Source organism: Burkholderia sp. BCC1972, from assembly GCF_905339605.1.
Taxonomy (GTDB): domain Bacteria; phylum Pseudomonadota; class Gammaproteobacteria; order Burkholderiales; family Burkholderiaceae; genus Burkholderia.
Genome location: NZ_CAJPGH010000023.1, coordinates 23,820 through 40,804 on the forward strand (window position 1 = coordinate 23,820; position 16,985 = coordinate 40,804).

A 16,985-nucleotide genomic window follows, 5' to 3' on the forward strand; every position below is an offset into this window, starting at 1 on the left:
TCTCGAACTGCCTTTCAAATACCGAGCGGCCGGGAGCACCGGCCGCCTTCTTGCTGCGCGGCCAGGGCGCGGGACAAGCCCGCCGCACCGCAGCCGCACGTATTTCTGCGTGTCAGCGCGGACGGAACCCGTACAGGCCACCGTCCTTCGTCTGCACGACGAGCGTATTGCCCGCGAGGACCGGCGCCGCCGTAATCGCGCTGCCGTCGGTCTTCATCCGTGCGATGAAGCTGCCGTCTTCGCGCGACAGGAAGTGCACGAAGCCCTTGTAATCGCCCATCACGACCGCATGCCCGAGCAGGTACGGCACGCCGACGTCACGGCTCTTCAGCTTGTCGTTGCGCCACAGCTGGTTGCCCGATGCCGCGTCGTACGCCGTCACGACCGACCAGTCGTCGCCGCCGGCGACCACCGAATCGTCCTGCGCAAGACCGCTGCGGCTCGAGAACGCCTTTTCCCACAGCGGGCGGCCCGAGTTCGCATCGAAACAGCCGAGCTGACCCTGGAACGTCACCGCGCACGCTTCCGCGCCCACGAGCGTCGGCGGACCGCTGACGTCGTTGATGCGCTCGACCTCGGTCACGCCCTTCGGGAACGACACCGGAGTCTGCCAGAACGGCTCGCCCGTCTGCAGGTTGATCGCGACGAGACCGCCGCCGGGGAAGCCCGCCAGCACCGCCGCGTCACCCGCGAACGTCATGCCGGCCGACACGCGCAGGTTCAGCGGCACGGCGCGGTTGCGGTAGTTCCACTTCTGCTCGCCCGTCTGTGCGTTGAACGCGATCACCTGGCCGTCGATCGTGCGGACGATCACGAGGCCGTTGCCGACGAGCGGCGGCGAGAAGATCTCGCCCTGCACGCTGGTCTTCCACAGCTGCTTGCCGTCCGGGCCCAGCACGAACACGCCGCCCTTCAGCGCACCGACCGCAGTCAGGTTGCCGTCGCTGCCGACACCGGCCGACAGGTCCGAACCGACCTTCGAACGCCAAAGCGTCTGGCCCGTCTTCGCGTCGATCTTCTCGACCGAACCGTTTTCGCCCGCCGCATAGACGGCGTCGCCCACGGCCACCGGCGAGAACAGGTAGCGTCCGCCCTTGCCGACGCTCGCCTTCCAGACCTGTTGCACGTCCATGACGGGCTTGAACTCGGTCAGCGGCGTCGGCACGCGACGCGCGTCCTTCGACGACGAGCAAGCCGCCAATGCGAGGACAGCCGCCGCGCAGGCAACGGGCACAGCGTAACGTTTCAGCAAATTCATCGGTTAGCGAAGCAGAAGTTAAGAGGTTGAGGGGACCGCGGTTCAGCCGCCGAGCGCGTCCAGCTTGAACTGCACGAGCTGGCGCGCAGACTGGTCGTCCTTCGACAGGCCGTCGAGCGCGAGCTTGTATGCGGCGCGCGCATCGTCGGTCTTGCCTTGCGCGGCCAGCAGATCGCCGCGGCGATCGGCCACGAGGCCCTTGAATGCATCGACCGGCGTACCCGACAGCAGCGTGAGGCCCGCGTCGTACGCCTTTTCGTCGAGCAGCAGCGACGCGAGACGCAGCTTCGCGATCTGCTTGTACTCGTCGTCCTTGGCGTGATCGACGGCCCATTGCAGCTGCGCCTTCGCGCCTGCCGCATCGCCGGCCGCGTACAGCGTCTTCGCGGCCGCGAGCGCCGTCATCTGCGCATACGGCGTGCTGCCGAACTTGTCTTCCATGTCGGCGGCCGCACGGGCCATCGTCGCCTTGTCGTTCGCGGCGGCGGCCTTCTGGACCTGCTCGTACAGCCCGGACGCCTCGGCCGCCTGACGGCGCTGCCAGTAGTTCCAGCCGTTGAAACCGGCCGCGACGACGAGCGCCGCGAGCACGATCCACGTGGTGAGGTTGCCCCAGCGGGCCCACCACGCCTTGAGACTTTCAATCGATTCTTGTTCGTCGTGATAACTCATCGGCGAGCGATTCCTTCCTGTTCAAGCCTTTCTTGTCGAGCGAATGCCAGCGCGATCAGTCGTCGCCGTCTTCGGCGGATGCAACCATCGCATTGATTAGGAATTCGGTCAAGCTTTCGACCGGTACGGTCTGCTGAACGTTCTTTTCCCCGTCCGCGCCCGCACCGCGCAGCGCTTTCACGCCCACCGTGCCGTTCGCGACCTCTTCTTCGCCGAAGATCACCGCAAACGCGGCGCCGCTCGCGTCGGCCCGCTTCATCTGCGACTTGAAGCTTGCCGTCGCGCCGTCGGCGCTGCAGTGGAAGATCACGTCGAGGCCCGTATCGCGCAGGCGCTCGGCCGCGATGAACGCCTGTTCGCGCGCGGTCTCGCCCTGGTGCACGACGTACACGTCGACGCCTTCCTGCTCGGGCGCGAGATCCTCCTCCTTCAGCAGCTCGAGGATGCGCTCGATGCCCATCGCCCAGCCGCACGCGGCGGTCGGCTTGCCGCCGAGCTGCTCGATCAGCGGATCGTAGCGGCCGCCGGCTGCAACCGTGCCCTGCGCGCCGAGCTTGTCGGTCACCCACTCGAACACGGTCAGGTTGTAGTAATCGAGGCCGCGCACGAGACGCGGGTTGATCTTGAACGGGATGTTGTTCGCGAGCAGCAGGCGCTGCAGCCCTTCGAAGTGCGCGCGCGACTCGTCGCCGAGGAAGTCGATCAGCTTCGGCGCGTTCTGCGCGATCTCCTGCAGCGCCGGATTCTTCGTGTCGAGCACGCGCAGCGGGTTCGTATACAGGCGGCGCTTGGCGTCCTCGTCGAGCACGTCGGCGAACTGTTCGAGATACTTGATCAGCTCGACGCGGTGCGCGGCGCGTTCTTCAGCGAGACCGAGCGAGTTGATCTCGAGCTTGATGCCGGTCAGGCCGAGGTCGTCCCACAGGCGCTGGCACATCATGATGATCTCGGCATCCGCATCGGGGCCCGCAAAGCCGAGCGCCTCGACGCCGACCTGGTGGAACTGGCGATAGCGGCCGCGCTGCGGACGCTCGTGACGGAACATCGGGCCGATGTACCACAGGCGCTTCGGGCCGTCGTACAGCATGTTGTGCTCGATCGACGCGCGCACGACGGCCGCGGTGTTTTCCGGGCGCATCGTCAGGTTTTCGCCGTTCAGCGCGTCGGTGAAGCTGTACATCTCCTTCTCGACGATGTCGGTGACTTCACCGATGCCGCGCGTGAAAAGCTGCGTGTGTTCGACGATCGGCGTGCGGATGTTCTGGTAGCCGTACGCGCGCAGCAGCGATTTCACGGTAGCTTCGAAGAATTCCCACAGGCCGGCATCCTGCGGAAGGATGTCGTTCATGCCTTTGACGCCGGTGAGCTTCTCGATCTTGCGTTTCTGTTCAGTCATCGTTCTGTGTATGGACGAATTAGTTCAGGGCCTCGGTGCGGCCGTAATTGCGTGCGACGTAGTCGCTGACGATCTGCTGGAATTCCTCGGCGATCCGCTCGCCGCGCAGTGTCTTGACCTTCTCGCCGTCGATGAAGACGGGCGCGGCCGGGTTCTCGCCCGAACCCGGCAGGCTGATGCCGATGTTCGCGTGCTTCGATTCGCCCGGGCCGTTGACGATGCAGCCCATTACCGCGACGTTCATCTTCTCGACGCCCGGATATTCCTTGCGCCAGACCGGCATCTGCTCGCGCAGGTAGGTCTGGATCTGCATCGCGAGTTCCTGGAACAGCGTGCTCGTCGTGCGGCCGCAGCCCGGGCACGCGATCACCATCGGCGCGAACGAGCGCAGGCCCATCGTCTGCAGGATTTCCTGGCCGACGATCACTTCGCCGGTGCGCGGCGCGCCCGGTTCCGGCGTCAGCGAGATGCGGATCGTGTCGCCGATCCCTTCCTGCAGCAGCACGCCGAGCGCGGCCGTCGACGCGACGATGCCCTTCGAGCCCATGCCGGCCTCGGTCAGCCCGAGGTGCAGCGCGAAGCCGCAGCGGCGGCCGAGCTCGCGGTACACGGCGATCAGGTCCTGCACGCCGCTGACCTTGCACGACAGCACGATGCGGTCGCGGCCGAGACCGAGTTCGACCGCACGTTCGGCCGAGCTGATCGCCGACTGGATCAGTGCCTCGTACATCACGCTTTGCGCGCCCCACGGCTGCGAACGCGCACCGTTCTCGTCCATCATGCGCGCGAGCAGGTCCTGGTCGAGACTGCCCCAGTTCACGCCGATTCGCACGGCCTTGTCGTACTTGGCCGCGGCCTCGATCATCAGTGCGAACTGCGTGTCGCGCTTCGCGCCCTGGCCGACGTTGCCGGGGTTGATCCGGTATTTCGACAGCGCCTCCGCGCAGCCCGGGTAATCGCGCAGCAGCAGGTGGCCGTTGTAATGGAAATCGCCGACGAGCGGCACGGTCACGCCCATCCGGTCGAGCTGCTCGCGGATCGCCGGCACGGCGGCCGCGGCCTCGGGCGTGTTGACCGTGATGCGCACCAGTTCGGAGCCCGCGTTCGCGAGTTCCTTGATCTGGATCGCCGTGCCGATCGCGTCGGCCGTGTCGGTATTCGTCATCGACTGCACGCGCACCGGCGCGTCGCCGCCGATCGTCACGAGTTGCCCGCCCCAGCGGACATCCACCGCATGCGATACGCGGCGCGGCTGATGCCCGCCGAACACCGGCTCGGTTGAACAAATCTGACTGCTGCGTGGGGATTGAGCTTCGGATTGCATCGATAGATCCATTTACGCGGAATGCGCCGCGGCGCGGCGCACGAATTGAAAAAGCGCCGTGCCCTCACGGCCTGCCGATAGCGACGACAGGCCTTCGTCACGGCGCTTGACGTCAGGGCAACGTGAACCGTGCCACATTACCCCGCGCTGCCGAATATTTTGCCGGATCGACAGGTTTTCCGTCGAACGCGACTGCGTCGAGGCCTGCCTTGTTGCCGATCGTGACCTTGAACGGCCCGTCGCCGGCGACCTGCTTCGTCTCGCCGGCCCGCACCAGCGCCGAGAACAGCTCCTTGCCATTCTTGTCGCGCACGCTGAACCAGCAATCCTGCTTGACCTTCAGTTCGACCATCGACTGGCCTGCCGCCACCACGACGCTCGCCGGCTGGGCCGGCGCGGCGGCGCTTGCTGCCGTCGTGGCCGCGACCGGCTGCGATGCAGCGGCCGTCGCGACCGGCGCCACGGGCGCCGGGACAGCGGATGCAATCGCCTGCGGCGGGGCCGCCGATGCCGCCGCGGGGGCCGGAACCTCATTGGCGGTGACGGTCGACGCGCCGCTCGCGGCGGCTTCCTCGACAGACGCCGCCGACGCAGCCGGCGCGCTCGCCGCCGACGCGTGCTCCGCGTCGTTGCCCTTGAAGCGCGCGAGCAGGCTCGACGAATCGCCGCCAGTGTGCCACATCAGTACGGCGACCACCGCGACGACGACGATTGCCGTTCCCCACAGCCAAGGATGATGGCGCGACGAGCCGCCCAGCGGAATCGACACGCGGCCGCGCGGCAGATCCGTGCCCGACGACGCGGGCATCGACAGGTCGACTTCCGGCACCCCGCGCTCACGGCGCAATGCCTGCGCGAACGGTTCCGGATCGACGCCGAGCATCTTCGCGTAGCTGCGCACGACACCGAGCGCGAACGTCACGCCGGGCAAATGGCTGATGTCGCCGGCCTCGAGCGCCCGCAGCTTCTGCGGTGCGACCTTGAGTCGCGCCGACACGTCGTCGACCGACCAGCCTTTCGTCTCCCGAAGCTGCGCCAGCCGGCTGCCGACCGCAGCCAGCGATTCCAGTCCCGCCGGTGCCGGTTTCGCGGCATTCGTCTCTGCGCCGTTTGTCGGCTGCGGCTCACTCATCCTTGTCCTCGCGTCGATTCTTCTTCACTGGCGAGCGCCTCCGGCTCCCGCCGGCCGGCACCCGCAACTGTCCATACCATGCGCGGCGCCGAGGCGCCGCGACCGATCGCTATTCGCGTGCTGCACCGCCAAAGGGTTCGGGCGTCCCCGGCCAGGTGCCCCCGTCAAACTGCCCGAACTTCGATGATTTTTCCTGCTGCGCCCGTTCGTTCCGCCAGGCGCGTGCGGTCCTTCACCGCGCCGGCCAGCTGGCCGCACGCGGCATCGATGTCGTCGCCGCGCGTCTTGCGCACGGTCGTGACGACACCCGCGTCGATGAGGACCTGGGCGAAGCGCTTGATCTGCTCGGGCTTCGAGCGGATGAGGCCCGATTCCGGAAACGGATTGAACGGGATCAGATTGAACTTGCACGGCACGTCGCGCGTGACGGCCAGCAGTTCGCGTGCATGTGCTTCGGTGTCGTTGACGCCGTCCAGCATGCAGTATTCGAAAGTGATGAAATCGCGCGGCGCGACTTTCAGATAGCGCTGACACGCAGCCATCAACTCGCGAAGCGGATACTTCTTGTTGAGCGGCACCAGCTCGTCGCGCAGCGCGTCGTTCGGCGCGTGCAGCGAAACGGCCAGCGCGACCGGCAACTCGGCACCGAGGCGGTCCATCATCGGCACCACGCCGGACGTGGACAGCGTGACGCGACGGCGCGACAGGCCGTACGCGTTGTCGTCGAGCATCAGCCGCATCGCGGGTACGACCGCACTGTAATTCAGGAGCGGCTCGCCCATGCCCATCATCACCACGTTGGTGACGACCCGTTCGGCCTTGCCGTTCGGGCCGGGCGCGCGGCCCAGCGACGCTCGCAACGCAAATTCGGCCATGCGGAGCTGGCCGATGATTTCGGCTGTCGACAGGTTGCGGGAAAAACCCTGCTTGCCCGTCGAGCAGAAGCGGCAGTTGACCGCACATCCGGCCTGCGACGACACGCACAGCGTGCCGCGCGTCTCTTCCGGGATGAACACGGTTTCGACCGCATTGCCGTTTCCGACGTCGATCAGCCACTTGCGCGTGCCGTCGGTGGAAACGTGATCGCTGGCGATATCGGGCATCACGATCGACGCACGGCCCTTGAGCTTTTCTCTCAGGGACTTCGCGAGATCGGTCATGCCGTCGAAATCGCCGGCGTTGTACTGGTGGATCCAGCGCTGCAACTGCTTGGCGCGGAACGGCTTCTCGCCGAGGCTGCCGCAGTACGCGACAAGACCCTCGGCATCGAAGTCGAGAAGATTGACGGAAGTTTCGCTCGTCATGATGTGCTGCCTTGCCGCGTGCGCTGAATCCTGCCTACTTGCTGTCAGCCAGGGCTTAACGCGAGTAAACGTTCATTTCCGGGAAGAAGAACGCGACTTCGACCGCTGCCGTTTCTGCAGCGTCCGAGCCGTGCACCGCGTTCGCGTCGATGCTGTCGGCGAAATCGGCGCGGATCGTGCCCTTTTCTGCCTTCTTCGGATCCGTTGCGCCCATCAGGTCGCGGTTCTTCAGGATCGCGCCTTCACCTTCCAGAACCTGGATCATCACCGGGCCCGAGATCATGAAATCGACGAGGTCCTTGAAGAACGGACGTGCTGCGTGAACCGCGTAGAACTTCTCTGCGTCGGCACGCGACAGGTGCGCCATGCGCGATGCGACGATCTTCAGGCCGGCGCCTTCGAAACGGCTGTAGATCTGGCCGATCACGTTCTTTGCCACCGCATCCGGCTTGATGATCGACAGGGTGCGCTCGATTGCCATAAAAACTCCAAAAAATTAAGAAGTTACAGGTTCAAATGAATCCGCTATTGTAGCACGATCCCGTGTATCATTGCGATTGAACCCTTACACACGTGAAAGGTTCAGAATCCCTATGTTTTGTGCCGCCCGGCCATTGAAACCTCCGGGCACGGAACGTATCTTAGCCATAGCTGCTCCGGTTTGCTGCGCCGCACACCGCGCGCGCCGAACCGGCCCCGGACGCTCACGCGTTCAATGTTAGGAGAAACCATGAACGACTATCCGTACAATTTCGGCCGCGGCGGCTCCGTCAGCACCGCCGAGGTTCGCAACCGCGTGCTGCGGAACACGTACTGGCTGCTCGCGCTGTCGATGGTGCCGACCGTGCTGGGTGCCTGGGTCGGTGTCGCGACGGGCTTCTCGCTGTTCGCGGCCACGAGCCCGATGATGAGCCTGCTCGCGTTCTTCGCGATCGCGTTCGGCTTCATGTTCGCGATCGAGCGGACGAAAAACAGCGCGGCCGGCGTGTTCGTGCTGCTCGGCTTCACGTTCTTCATGGGCCTGATGCTGTCGCGGCTGCTGAGCTTCATCCTCGGCTTCTCCAACGGCCCGTCGCTGATCATGCTCGCGTTCGGCGGCACCGGCATCATCTTCGCCACGATGGCGACGATCGCCACCGTCAGCAAGCGCGATTTCTCGGGTCTCGGCAAGTGGCTGTTCATGGGCGTGATCGTGATCCTGCTCGCGTCGGTCGCGAACATCTTCCTGCAGCTGCCGGCGCTGATGCTCACCGTGTCGGTACTCGCGATCGCGATCTTCTCGGCCTACATGCTGTTCGACGTCCAGCGCGTCGTGAACGGCGGCGAGACGAACTACATCTCGGCCACGCTCGCGATCTACCTCGACCTGTACAACGTGTTCACGAACCTGCTTGCCCTGCTCGGCATCTTCGGCGGCAACCGCAACTGACGTTCACGGCGCATCATGAAAAAACCGGCCCGCGGGCCGGTTTTTTTACGCCCGCGGCCCGGCTCAGTCGCGCTCGAACAGCGCGATCGATTCGACGTGCGACGTATTCGGGAACATGTTGACGACACCGGCGCCCTTCAGCCGGTAGCCGGCCTCGTGCACGAGCAGGCCCGCGTCGCGTGCGAGCGTCGACGGGTTGCACGACACGTAGACGATCCGCTTCGGCAGCGGGCCTTCGCCGCTCTGCGCGATCTCCGCCAGCGCCTTCGACACCGCGAGCGCGCCTTCGCGCGGCGGGTCGATCAGGAACTTGTCGAAGGCGCCAAGCGCGCGGAGGTCGTCGCCCGTCACCTCGAACAGGTTCCGGCACGCGAACGTCGTGTGGCCGTCGACACCGTTTTCGCGCGCATTCGCCAGCGCGCGCGTCGTCAGCGTGTCGCTGCCCTCGATGCCCATCACTTCGCGCGACAGCCGCGCGAGCGGCAGCGTGAAGTTGCCGATCCCGCAGAACAGGTCGAGCACGCGGTCGTCGCGCGACGGCGCGAGCAGGCGCAGCGCGCGCCCCACCAGCACGCGGTTGATCTGGTGGTTGACCTGCGTGAAGTCGGTCGGCTTGAACGGCATGCGGATGCCGAATTCCGGCAGCGTGTAGTCGAGCGACACGTCGAGCGGATAGAACGGCGTCACCGTGTCCGGGCCCTTCGGCTGCAGCCAGAACTGCACCTTGTGCTCGTCGGCGAACGCGCGCAGCAGCGCTTCGTCGTCCGCGTTGATCGGCTCCAGCACGCGCAGCACGAGCGCGGTGACTTCCGAGCCGACCGCCAGCTCGATCTGCGGCATCCGGTTACGGATCGACAGCCCTTCAACGAGCCGGCGCAGCGGCACGAGCATCGCCGACACGTGCGGCGGCAGCACTTCGCAGCTCGTCATGTCGGCAACATAGCTGCTCTTCTTCTCGTGGAAGCCGACCAGAACGCCGCCCTTTTTCGCCACGTTGCGCACGGTCAGGCGCGCACGATAGCGATAGCCCCACGACGGGCCGTGGATCGGCGCGAACATCGTTTCCGCGCGCAGCTTCGCCAGGTGCCACAGGTTGTCCTCGAGCACGCGCTGCTTGACGGCCACCTGCGCGCGCATGTCGAGGTGCTGCATCGAGCAGCCGCCGCAGGTCCCGAAGAACTTGCATTTCGGCTCCGTGCGCATCACGCTCGGGCGCAGGATGTCGACAACCGTCGCCTGCTCGTAGCTCGGCTTGCGGCGGTAGCTCGAATAGGTCACGCGTTCGCCCGGCAGCGCGCCTTCGACGAAGATGACCTTGCCCGGCTCGCCGTCCTCGGTGATCGTGCGGCCGACACCGCGCGCTTCCATGTCGAGCGATTCGATCTCGAGAACCGGGGCGGGCCCGGGCGCGACGGGCGCATTTTTCGATTTGCGCGCAGAAGTGGGGACGGCTTCGGACACCAGCTTTTCCTGACAAACGTTGAAGAAGGCGAGATTGTAGACGACGCAGGCCCGTATCGCCTGCTTTGGATGGCGCAACCGCCGATACTTGATGATGGACGGCCCCGCGTGGAGTCGAAACGGCTGCGCAGCCCGCTCACGGGGCCGACTGCCTCGCCAGGCCGCGGAACGCGTCGGCGCCAGCCTGAAGCCCGACATCCATCCGTCAGGAGATTCAACCATGCGACTGATCGACTGGAATATTCAATGGGGTCGGGACGCGGACGGCATCGTCGACCTGTCCCGTACCGTCTCGACGATCCAGCGGCTCGGCGAATTCGACGTGCTGTGCCTGCAGGAGGTCACGCGCGGCTTCGGCGCGCTGCCCGGCCGCCCCGGCCCCGACCAGTTCGCCGAACTCGCGGCGCTGCTGCCCGGCTACACGATCGTCGAAGCGATCGGCGCCGACCTGCCGGCGATCGAACGGGGCGCACCGCGCCGCCAGTTCGGCAATGCGATCGCGACGCGGCTGCCGGTCGGACGCGTACTGCGCCAGCTGCTGCCGTGGCCGGCCGACGCCGGTGCGCCGTCGATGCCGCGCGTCGCGCTCGACGTCGAACTGCTGGCACCCTTCGGCCCGCTGCGCGTCGCGACCACCCATCTGGAATATTATTCGGCGCGCCAGCGGCTCGCGCAGGTCGATGCACTGCGCGACCGCCATCGCGAGGCCTGCGCGCACGCGGAACGCCCGGCGCCCGCCGAGACGACCGAGGGACCGTTCAGCGCGACCGGCCAGCCGCGCGATGCGATCGTCTGCGGCGACTTCAACAGTGCGTTCGACAGCGACGCATACCGGCGCTTCCTGGCCCCGATCGCGGACGCGCCGCGCTTCGCCGACGCGTGGGTCGCACAACACCCGGGCCGCATGCCACCACCGACAGCCGGCGTCTACGATACGGCGCAATGGTCGGAAGGGCCGCTCGCGTGCGACTTCGTGTTCGTGACCGAGACGCTGCTGCCGCGCGTCATGCATTGCGAGATCGACAGCGACGTGCGCGCATCCGATCACCAGCCGGTGCTGCTCGAACTGGCATGATCGCGCCGGTTGCGGCGCGGGCCGCCCGTGTTACACGTCGAAGCCGGCCAGGTATTCGGCCCAGTGCGGCGCCGGCTCCAGCGCGAGCGCGTTCTTCACGATCAGGATCTCGTCCGCGTACTCGCTCGGCGTCAGACCGCCGCGCATCAACTGGAACCGGCAGTACAGCAGGTAGGTGTTGACGACGTCGGTTTCGCAATAGTTGCGGATTTCGTCGATCCGGCCATCCCGGAACGCCGGCCACACCTGGCTGCCGTCCATCCCGAGCTTGCCCGGGAAGCCGCACAGCTTCGCCAGCGCGTCGAGCGGCGCGTTCGCACGCGCCTGGTACATCGCGAGCACGTCCATCAGGTCGGTATGCCGCGAGTGATAGCGCGAGATGTAGTTGTTCCACTTGAATTCGCGGTCGTCCTCGCCGAGATCCCAGTAACGGGTCGCGGGGATGCCGTGCACGAGCGCGCGGTAGTGCAGCACCGGCAGATCGAAGCCGCCGCCGTTCCACGACACGAGCTGCGGCGTGTATTTCTCGATCACGCGATAGAACGACTGGATCAGCGTCGCTTCGTTGTCCTGCGGCGTGCCGAGCGAACGCACGCGAAAACCGGTGTTGTCGCGGAACACGCACGAGATCGCCGCGATCCGCTGCAGGTGATGCGGCAGGAAATCGCTGCCGGTCTTCTCGCGGCGCGCGGCGAACGCATGTTCGGCCACCGCGGCATCGTCGAGCGTCGCGGGCAGGTCTTCCAGACGGCGAATGCCGTCGACATCGGGAATCGTCTCGATGTCAAAAACGAGAATCGGTGTCATCAGTTACAGAACGGCGTCCTTGCGCACGCCGTTGGAGGCAAAGAACCGCTTGAGGCGCACCAGCGCTTCCTGCTGGATCTGCCGCACGCGCTCGCGCGTGAGCCCCATCTCGTCGGCGAGCTCCTCGAGCGTCGCCGGTTCGATGTGATTCAGGCCGAAGCGGCGCTCGATCACGTGCCGATGCTTGTCGGACAGCCGCGACAGCCACGCGCGCGTCAGCGTTTCGAGCTCGCGGTGCTGCACCTCGGCGTCGGGCGACTGGCTCTGGTCGTCGGGCAGCAGGTCGAGCAGGCTGCTCGCGGGATCGAGGTCGAGCGGCGCGTCGAGCGACGCCGTGTGCTCGTTGAGCGCGAGGATGTCGGTGACTTCCTCGGCGGTCTTGCCGGTGAGATAGGCGATGTCGTCGATGCTGGCTTCGCGGCGCTCGGCCGCCTCGCCCGTCGACATCGAATTCTTTTCGAGGTGGCGCTTCGCGCGCAACACCTGGTTCAGTTCGCGGATCACGTGCACGGGCAAGCGCACCGTGCGGGCCTGGTTCATGATCGCCCGCTCGATGCTCTGCCGGATCCACCATGTCGCATAGGTCGAGAAACGGAACCCGCGCGTCGGGTCGAACTTCTCGATCGCGTGCATCAGGCCGAGGTTGCCTTCCTCGATCAGGTCGAGCAGCGGCACGCCGCGGTTCAGATACCCCTTCGCGATACTGACGACGAGACGCAGGTTGCGCTCGATCATCACCTGCCGCGCCTCGAATTCGCCAGCCTTCGCCAGGCGGGAATAGCGCTGCTCCTCCTCGACGGTCAGCAACGGCTTCACGCTGATTCGGTTCAGGTAATGCTGGATCGTGTCGGCCGTGAGCTCGGCCTGCAGTATCGTGCGGAAATCGTCGACGTCGGGCACCGCTTCCGAGCGGCCTTCGCGCTCGTCGTCGCCGCCGTCGGCCTCCGAGTCGCGTGCCTCGATATCGCGTTCGTTGTCCGCGATATCGTCCTCGTCGTCCGTCGAAGCACCCGTTCGCCCCACCGATGCTTGCGTGGCACGACTGATCTTCTCAGATTCGGCTTGCGGCTCGTGGCGCTTCGATTTCGGCATGGTCGTCTCGGTTATTGAGGCGGCAAATACTTCAGCGGATCGACAGGCTTACCCTGCCGGCGAACCTCGAAATGCAGCATCACGCGGTCGGCATCGCTGTTACCCATCTCGGCGATCTTCTGCCCCTTCGTTACCGCGTCCCCCTCTTTTACCATCAAAGCGCGATTGTGTGCATACGCCGTGAGGTAAGTTGCATCGTGTTTGATGATAATGAGGTTGCCGTAGCCGCGCAGGCCGTTACCGGAGTAGACGACGCGACCGTCGGCCGCCGCCTTCACGGTTTCGCCGGCCGTGCCGCCGATGTTGACACCCTTGTTCTTCGCGTCGTCGAACCCGTTCAGCACAGGGCCGCGCGCAGGCCAGGCGAACGTCACGGGGCCGCTCGGCGCGGCAGCCGTATCGCTCGATGCGGCTGCCGCGGCAGGCGGCGTCGCGCTCGACGACGACGTACCGGCAGCCGGCGTTGCAGGGCCGCTGCTCAGCGGCGCGGTCGCTACGGCGGCGCCCGCGATCGGCGCGGCGGCCTGCGTACCCGCGACGGCGGCACCGGCCTGCGGCGAAACGCGCAGCAGCTGGTCGACTTCGATTTGATTCGGGTTCGCCAGATTGTTCCACGCCGCGATGTCGCGATAGTTCTGCCCGTTCTCGAGTGCGATCCGGTACAGCGTGTCGCCCGGCTTCACCCGGTAGTAACCCGGCGGCGCCGGCGGCAACGGCGCCGCGGGCTGCGCGGTACCGGTCGTGCCGAGCGAGCCGGAGCGATCGACGACAGGCGCGTTGTCGAGCCGCGTCGCACAGGCGGCCAGTAGCGTGGAGAACGCAGCCACACAGATCGCGCGCTGGGCGAGCGTGAGCGGTTCCCTGGATCGGTTGTTTTGCATCGCGCGCAACATACTCATCGGTTTCAAATCACTCCGGATTTTAAAGGGACAAAGAAAACGCGATCAAGCCGTGACTCTCGCCATTGCGTGTGCGCGACGCGCTCGACGAGCGTGAGCACCTGGTGCTGCCCGCTCTGCGCGCCGACCGGCGCGACGAGCCGCCCGCCGATCGCGAGCTGCTCGAGCAGCGCCTGCGGCACGTCGAGCCCCGCCGCCGCGATCACGATCGCGTCGAACGGGGCCGCGGACGGCAGGCCGATACGCCCGTCGCCGTAGTGCAGACGGATGTTCGGCACGCGTAGCGGCCGCAGGTTCAGCTTCGCGCGCTCATAGAGCGGCTTGATGCGTTCAATCGAATACACGTCGCGTGCCACGTGGCTCAGCACGGCGGCCTGATAGCCGCAACCCGTGCCGATCTCGAGGACGCGCTCGAGTGTGCGGCCGGCCATCGCGAGCTCGATCATGCGCGCGACAACCGACGGCTTGGAAATGGTTTGCTGGTGGCCGATCGGCAGCGCCGAATCCTCGTAGGCCTGCGTCGCGAGCCCCGGATCCACGAACAGGTGGCGCGGCACCGCGGCCATTGCGTCCAGCACGCGCGCGTCGGTCACGCCGTTCGCGCGCAGTCGTTCGACCATCCGCTCGCGCACGCGTTCCGACGTGAGCGCGAACGCGCCGGCCGGCGCGACGCTCGGCGCAGCCGGTTTCGGCATCGCGGGCTTAAGCGCCGTCGGCTTCGGCGCAGTTGCAGGCTTCGCGGCGACGCTGCCGGGTAGCGGCGCACGCACGACGGCCGGCTTCACCGCAACCGGTTTCAGCACGGCAGCGGGCTTGTCGGCAGCCTTCGACACCGCGACCGCCGCATGGCGTTCACCGGCCCGACCTTCCGATTTGCGTGGCGCTCGCTTGAGATCTTCGAGCGCGAGCGGGAACCGCTTCGCGCGCTCGCCGCTCATGAAGCCCGCCCTCCGGCGCGCGCCCATTCGCGCGTCGCGGGCAGCATCTGCGTATGCGTGAGATCGAGCTGCAGCGGCGTGATCGACACGAAACCGTTTGCGACGGCGTGGAAATCGGTGCCGTCGCTCGCATCGAGCGCCGCGCCCGTCGCGCCGATCCAGTAGATCGGCTCGCCGCGCGGGTCGGTCTGGCGAATCACCGGCTGCGACGGATGACGCTTGCCGAGCCGCGTGACCTTCCAGCCCTTCAGCTCGTCGTACGGCAGGTTCGGAATATTGACGTTCAGCAGCGGGTTGCCCGGCAGCGGATGCGCGAGGTAGTGCTCGACGATCTCCGCGGCGACGCGCGCGGCGTCCGCCAGATGGGCCCAGCCCTTGTCGGCCAGCGAGAATGCGATGGCCGGCACGCCGAACATGATGCCTTCGGTGGCGGCCGCAACTGTCCCTGAATAGAGCGTGTCTTCGCCCATGTTCTGGCCGTTGTTGATCCCGGAAACGACGAGATCCGGCTTCGCATCAGCCATCCCCGTCAACGCGACGTGCACCGAATCGGTCGGCGTGCCGTTCACGTAGAAGAAACCCGTACCCGCCGCACGCTGCACCGACAGCGGCCGCGACAGCGTGAGGGAATTCGACGCGCCGCTGCAGTTCTGCTCGGGCGCGATCACCGTGAGCTCGCCCAACGGCTGCAGCGCTTCGCTGAGCGCGGCGAGACCGGGGGCGAGGTAGCCGTCGTCGTTGCTGAGTAGGATTCGCATCCGGCGATTGTAACCGAGGAAAGATGGCGCGAGAGCGACAGTCCGGCGGGCGCGGACGCACGCGTGCGCGCAGGTGCGCACGGTGCGCCGCCGCATGGCGCGGCGGCCTTCTGCACACTCGGGAAAACGCCATGCCGCGCCGGGTTTCCCGCGTCGAAAGCGGCCCCGTCGGCGGATGCCTGCGTCGCGGACCTGGCGCGAAGCGACGGGTCCGCGAGCGCTGCCCTCAGATGGCGCCCGCTTCGCGCAGCGCGGCAATCGCCTGCGCGTCGTAGCCGAGGCCGCGCAGCACCTCGTCCGTATGCTCGCCGAGTTCGGGCCCGAGCCAGCGCGTTTCGCCCGGCGTGTCCGACAGCTTCGGCGTGATGTTCGGCAGCGGAATGTCGGTACCGTCGGCCAGCTTGAAACGCTGGATCATCTGCCGGGCGACAAACTGCGGATCGGTGAACATGTCGGCGGCGCTGTAGATGCGCCCGGCCGGCACGTCGGCCGCATTGAGCACGACCAGCGCCTCGTCGATCGTGCGCGGCGCGAGCCATGCGGCGATCGCGTCGTCGATCTCCTGCGTGCGCGGCACGCGCCCGTCGTTTTGTGCGAGCGCGGGATCGTCGGCGAGGTCGTCGCGCTCGATCGCCTTCATCAGCCGCTTGAAGATCGGGTCGCTGTTGCCGCCGATCACGATGCTGCCGTCGCGGCACGCATAGGTATTCGACGGCACGATACCCGGCAGCGACGCGCCGGTGCGCTCGCGCACCATCCCGTACACGCCATATTCGGGCACCACGCTTTCCATCATGTTGAAGACGGCTTCATACAGTGCAACGTCGACCACCTGCCCCGCGCCGCCGTTGACCTTGCGGTGATGCAGCGCCATCAGCGCGCCGATCACGCCGTGCAGCGCGGCGATCGAGTCGCCGATCGAGATGCCGATGCGCGGCGGCGGCAGATCGGGATAGCCGGTGATGTGGCGCAGCCCGCCCATCGATTCGGCGATCGCGCCGAAGCCGGGCCGGTCGCGATACGGGCCCGTCTGACCGTAGCCGGACAGGCGCACCATCACGAGACCCGGGTTGTCGGCCGACAGCACGTCGTAGCCGAGCCCGAGCTTCTCGAGCAGGCCGGGACGGAAGTTCTCGATCACGATGTCGGCCTCGCTCGCGAGCTGCCGCGCGATCGCCTTGCCGGCGTCGGCTTTCAGGTTCAGCGTGACCGATTTCTTGTTGCGCGCCTGGACGGACCACCACAGCGACGTGCCGCCCTGCTCCGGGTGGAGCTTGCGCCACTTGCGCAGCGGGTCGCCGCCGTTCGGATCCTCGATCTTGATCACTTCCGCGCCGAATTCGGCGAACAGCCGCGACGCGAACGGCCCCGCGATCAGCGTTCCGAATTCGAGCACTTTGACGCCCGCGAGCGGGCCCTGGCTGGTGCTCATGTGTCTCC

16 protein-coding genes are annotated in these 16,985 nt (G+C 66.6%); 2 read left to right on the top strand and 14 right to left on the bottom strand.

Annotated elements, in window-relative coordinates; all coding sequences use genetic code 11:
- Window positions 1-112: 112 nt before the first annotated feature.
- The 7 genes from bamB to ndk form a co-directional block, all read right to left on the bottom strand.
- Complete coding sequence (gene bamB, locus U5798_RS27275) at window positions 113-1,258, bottom strand: outer membrane protein assembly factor BamB (RefSeq protein WP_124450244.1); 1,146 nt, start codon at window positions 1,256-1,258, stop codon at window positions 113-115.
- Window positions 1,259-1,300: 42 nt separating this feature from the next.
- Window positions 1,301-1,930: a tetratricopeptide repeat protein gene (locus U5798_RS27280; protein ID WP_124450247.1), complete on the bottom strand. Its 630-nt coding sequence runs from the start codon at window positions 1,928-1,930 to the stop codon at window positions 1,301-1,303.
- A 55-nt stretch (window positions 1,931-1,985) separates the two neighbouring features.
- Window positions 1,986-3,326 carry a histidine--tRNA ligase gene (gene hisS, locus U5798_RS27285; RefSeq protein WP_124450250.1) on the bottom strand — a complete coding sequence of 447 codons (1,341 nt, stop codon included), beginning with the start codon at window positions 3,324-3,326 and terminating at the stop codon, window positions 1,986-1,988.
- A gap of 19 nt (window positions 3,327-3,345) precedes the next feature.
- Window positions 3,346-4,650, bottom strand: a complete 1,305-nt coding sequence (gene ispG / locus U5798_RS27290) for a flavodoxin-dependent (E)-4-hydroxy-3-methylbut-2-enyl-diphosphate synthase (RefSeq protein WP_322083785.1) — start codon at window positions 4,648-4,650, stop codon at window positions 3,346-3,348.
- 112 nt (window positions 4,651-4,762) lie between these two features.
- On the bottom strand, window positions 4,763-5,782 hold the full coding sequence (locus U5798_RS27295) for a helix-turn-helix domain-containing protein (protein ID WP_124450252.1): 1,020 nt from the start codon (window positions 5,780-5,782) through the stop codon (window positions 4,763-4,765).
- Window positions 5,783-5,946: 164 nt separating this feature from the next.
- The gene (rlmN, locus tag U5798_RS27300) at window positions 5,947-7,086 is read right to left on the bottom strand and encodes a 23S rRNA (adenine(2503)-C(2))-methyltransferase RlmN (RefSeq protein ID WP_011549686.1); all 1,140 of its coding nucleotides are present in this window, start codon (window positions 7,084-7,086) and stop codon (window positions 5,947-5,949) included.
- A gap of 55 nt (window positions 7,087-7,141) precedes the next feature.
- Window positions 7,142-7,567 (bottom strand): nucleoside-diphosphate kinase, encoded by a 426-nt coding sequence (gene ndk, locus U5798_RS27305; protein WP_011352265.1) that lies wholly within the window; start codon window positions 7,565-7,567, stop codon window positions 7,142-7,144.
- A 249-nt stretch (window positions 7,568-7,816) separates the two neighbouring features.
- Here ndk and U5798_RS27310 point away from each other — a divergent pair, with 249 nt between their 5' ends.
- The gene (locus U5798_RS27310; protein WP_006484459.1) at window positions 7,817-8,515 is read left to right on the top strand and encodes a Bax inhibitor-1/YccA family protein; all 699 of its coding nucleotides are present in this window, start codon (window positions 7,817-7,819) and stop codon (window positions 8,513-8,515) included.
- A gap of 63 nt (window positions 8,516-8,578) precedes the next feature.
- On the opposite strand, the gene rlmD is transcribed toward U5798_RS27310, so the two are convergent.
- Entirely contained in the window at window positions 8,579-9,976 is a 1,398-nt protein-coding gene (gene rlmD, locus U5798_RS27315) for a 23S rRNA (uracil(1939)-C(5))-methyltransferase RlmD (RefSeq protein WP_322083786.1), read from the bottom strand.
- Between the two features lie 220 nt (window positions 9,977-10,196).
- Between rlmD and U5798_RS27320 the strand changes: the two genes are divergently transcribed.
- The gene (locus U5798_RS27320) at window positions 10,197-11,051 is read left to right on the top strand and encodes an endonuclease/exonuclease/phosphatase family protein (RefSeq protein ID WP_322083787.1); all 855 of its coding nucleotides are present in this window, start codon (window positions 10,197-10,199) and stop codon (window positions 11,049-11,051) included.
- A gap of 30 nt (window positions 11,052-11,081) precedes the next feature.
- Here U5798_RS27320 and U5798_RS27325 read toward each other — a convergent pair whose 3' ends face one another.
- The 6 genes from U5798_RS27325 to U5798_RS27350 form a co-directional block, all read right to left on the bottom strand.
- Window positions 11,082-11,858 (bottom strand): 3'-5' exonuclease, encoded by a 777-nt coding sequence (locus U5798_RS27325; protein ID WP_322083788.1) that lies wholly within the window; start codon window positions 11,856-11,858, stop codon window positions 11,082-11,084.
- 3 nt (window positions 11,859-11,861) lie between these two features.
- On the bottom strand, window positions 11,862-12,950 hold the full coding sequence (gene rpoS / locus U5798_RS27330; protein WP_124450261.1) for an RNA polymerase sigma factor RpoS: 1,089 nt from the start codon (window positions 12,948-12,950) through the stop codon (window positions 11,862-11,864).
- A gap of 11 nt (window positions 12,951-12,961) precedes the next feature.
- A complete protein-coding gene (locus U5798_RS27335) occupies window positions 12,962-13,849 on the bottom strand; it encodes a peptidoglycan DD-metalloendopeptidase family protein (protein WP_322083789.1) in 888 nt (295 codons plus the stop codon).
- Between the two features lie 5 nt (window positions 13,850-13,854).
- The gene (locus tag U5798_RS27340; protein ID WP_322083790.1) at window positions 13,855-14,787 is read right to left on the bottom strand and encodes a protein-L-isoaspartate(D-aspartate) O-methyltransferase; all 933 of its coding nucleotides are present in this window, start codon (window positions 14,785-14,787) and stop codon (window positions 13,855-13,857) included.
- On the bottom strand, window positions 14,784-15,545 hold the full coding sequence (surE, locus tag U5798_RS27345; protein WP_322083791.1) for a 5'/3'-nucleotidase SurE: 762 nt from the start codon (window positions 15,543-15,545) through the stop codon (window positions 14,784-14,786). The genes U5798_RS27340 and surE overlap by 4 nt, the downstream gene beginning before the upstream one ends.
- 226 nt (window positions 15,546-15,771) lie before the next feature.
- A complete protein-coding gene (locus U5798_RS27350) occupies window positions 15,772-16,977 on the bottom strand; it encodes a CaiB/BaiF CoA transferase family protein (RefSeq protein WP_006496407.1) in 1,206 nt (401 codons plus the stop codon).
- Window positions 16,978-16,985: the final 8 nt, after the last annotated feature.

Excerpts from the sequence above, each read along its gene's own strand:
- bamB (WP_124450244.1), bottom strand. The coding sequence starts at position 1,258 with ATGAATTTGCTGAAACGTTACGCTGTGCCCGTTGCCTGCGCGGCGGCT.
- U5798_RS27280 (WP_124450247.1), bottom strand. The coding sequence starts at position 1,930 with ATGAGTTATCACGACGAACAAGAATCGATTGAAAGTCTCAAGGCGTGG.
- hisS (WP_124450250.1), bottom strand. The coding sequence starts at position 3,326 with ATGACTGAACAGAAACGCAAGATCGAGAAGCTCACCGGCGTCAAAGGC.
- ispG (WP_322083785.1), bottom strand. The coding sequence starts at position 4,650 with ATGCAATCCGAAGCTCAATCCCCACGCAGCAGTCAGATTTGTTCAACC.
- U5798_RS27295 (WP_124450252.1), bottom strand. The coding sequence starts at position 5,782 with ATGAGTGAGCCGCAGCCGACAAACGGCGCAGAGACGAATGCCGCGAAA.
- rlmN (WP_011549686.1), bottom strand. The coding sequence starts at position 7,086 with ATGACGAGCGAAACTTCCGTCAATCTTCTCGACTTCGATGCCGAGGGT.
- ndk (WP_011352265.1), bottom strand. The coding sequence starts at position 7,567 with ATGGCAATCGAGCGCACCCTGTCGATCATCAAGCCGGATGCGGTGGCA.
- U5798_RS27310 (WP_006484459.1), top strand. The coding sequence starts at position 7,817 with ATGAACGACTATCCGTACAATTTCGGCCGCGGCGGCTCCGTCAGCACC.
- U5798_RS27320 (WP_322083787.1), top strand. The coding sequence starts at position 10,197 with ATGCGACTGATCGACTGGAATATTCAATGGGGTCGGGACGCGGACGGC.
- U5798_RS27325 (WP_322083788.1), bottom strand. The coding sequence starts at position 11,858 with ATGACACCGATTCTCGTTTTTGACATCGAGACGATTCCCGATGTCGAC.
- rpoS (WP_124450261.1), bottom strand. The coding sequence starts at position 12,950 with ATGCCGAAATCGAAGCGCCACGAGCCGCAAGCCGAATCTGAGAAGATC.
- U5798_RS27335 (WP_322083789.1), bottom strand. The coding sequence starts at position 13,849 with ATGAGTATGTTGCGCGCGATGCAAAACAACCGATCCAGGGAACCGCTC.
- U5798_RS27340 (WP_322083790.1), bottom strand. The coding sequence starts at position 14,787 with ATGAGCGGCGAGCGCGCGAAGCGGTTCCCGCTCGCGCTCGAAGATCTC.
- surE (WP_322083791.1), bottom strand. The coding sequence starts at position 15,545 with ATGCGAATCCTACTCAGCAACGACGACGGCTACCTCGCCCCCGGTCTC.
- U5798_RS27350 (WP_006496407.1), bottom strand. The coding sequence starts at position 16,977 with ATGAGCACCAGCCAGGGCCCGCTCGCGGGCGTCAAAGTGCTCGAATTC.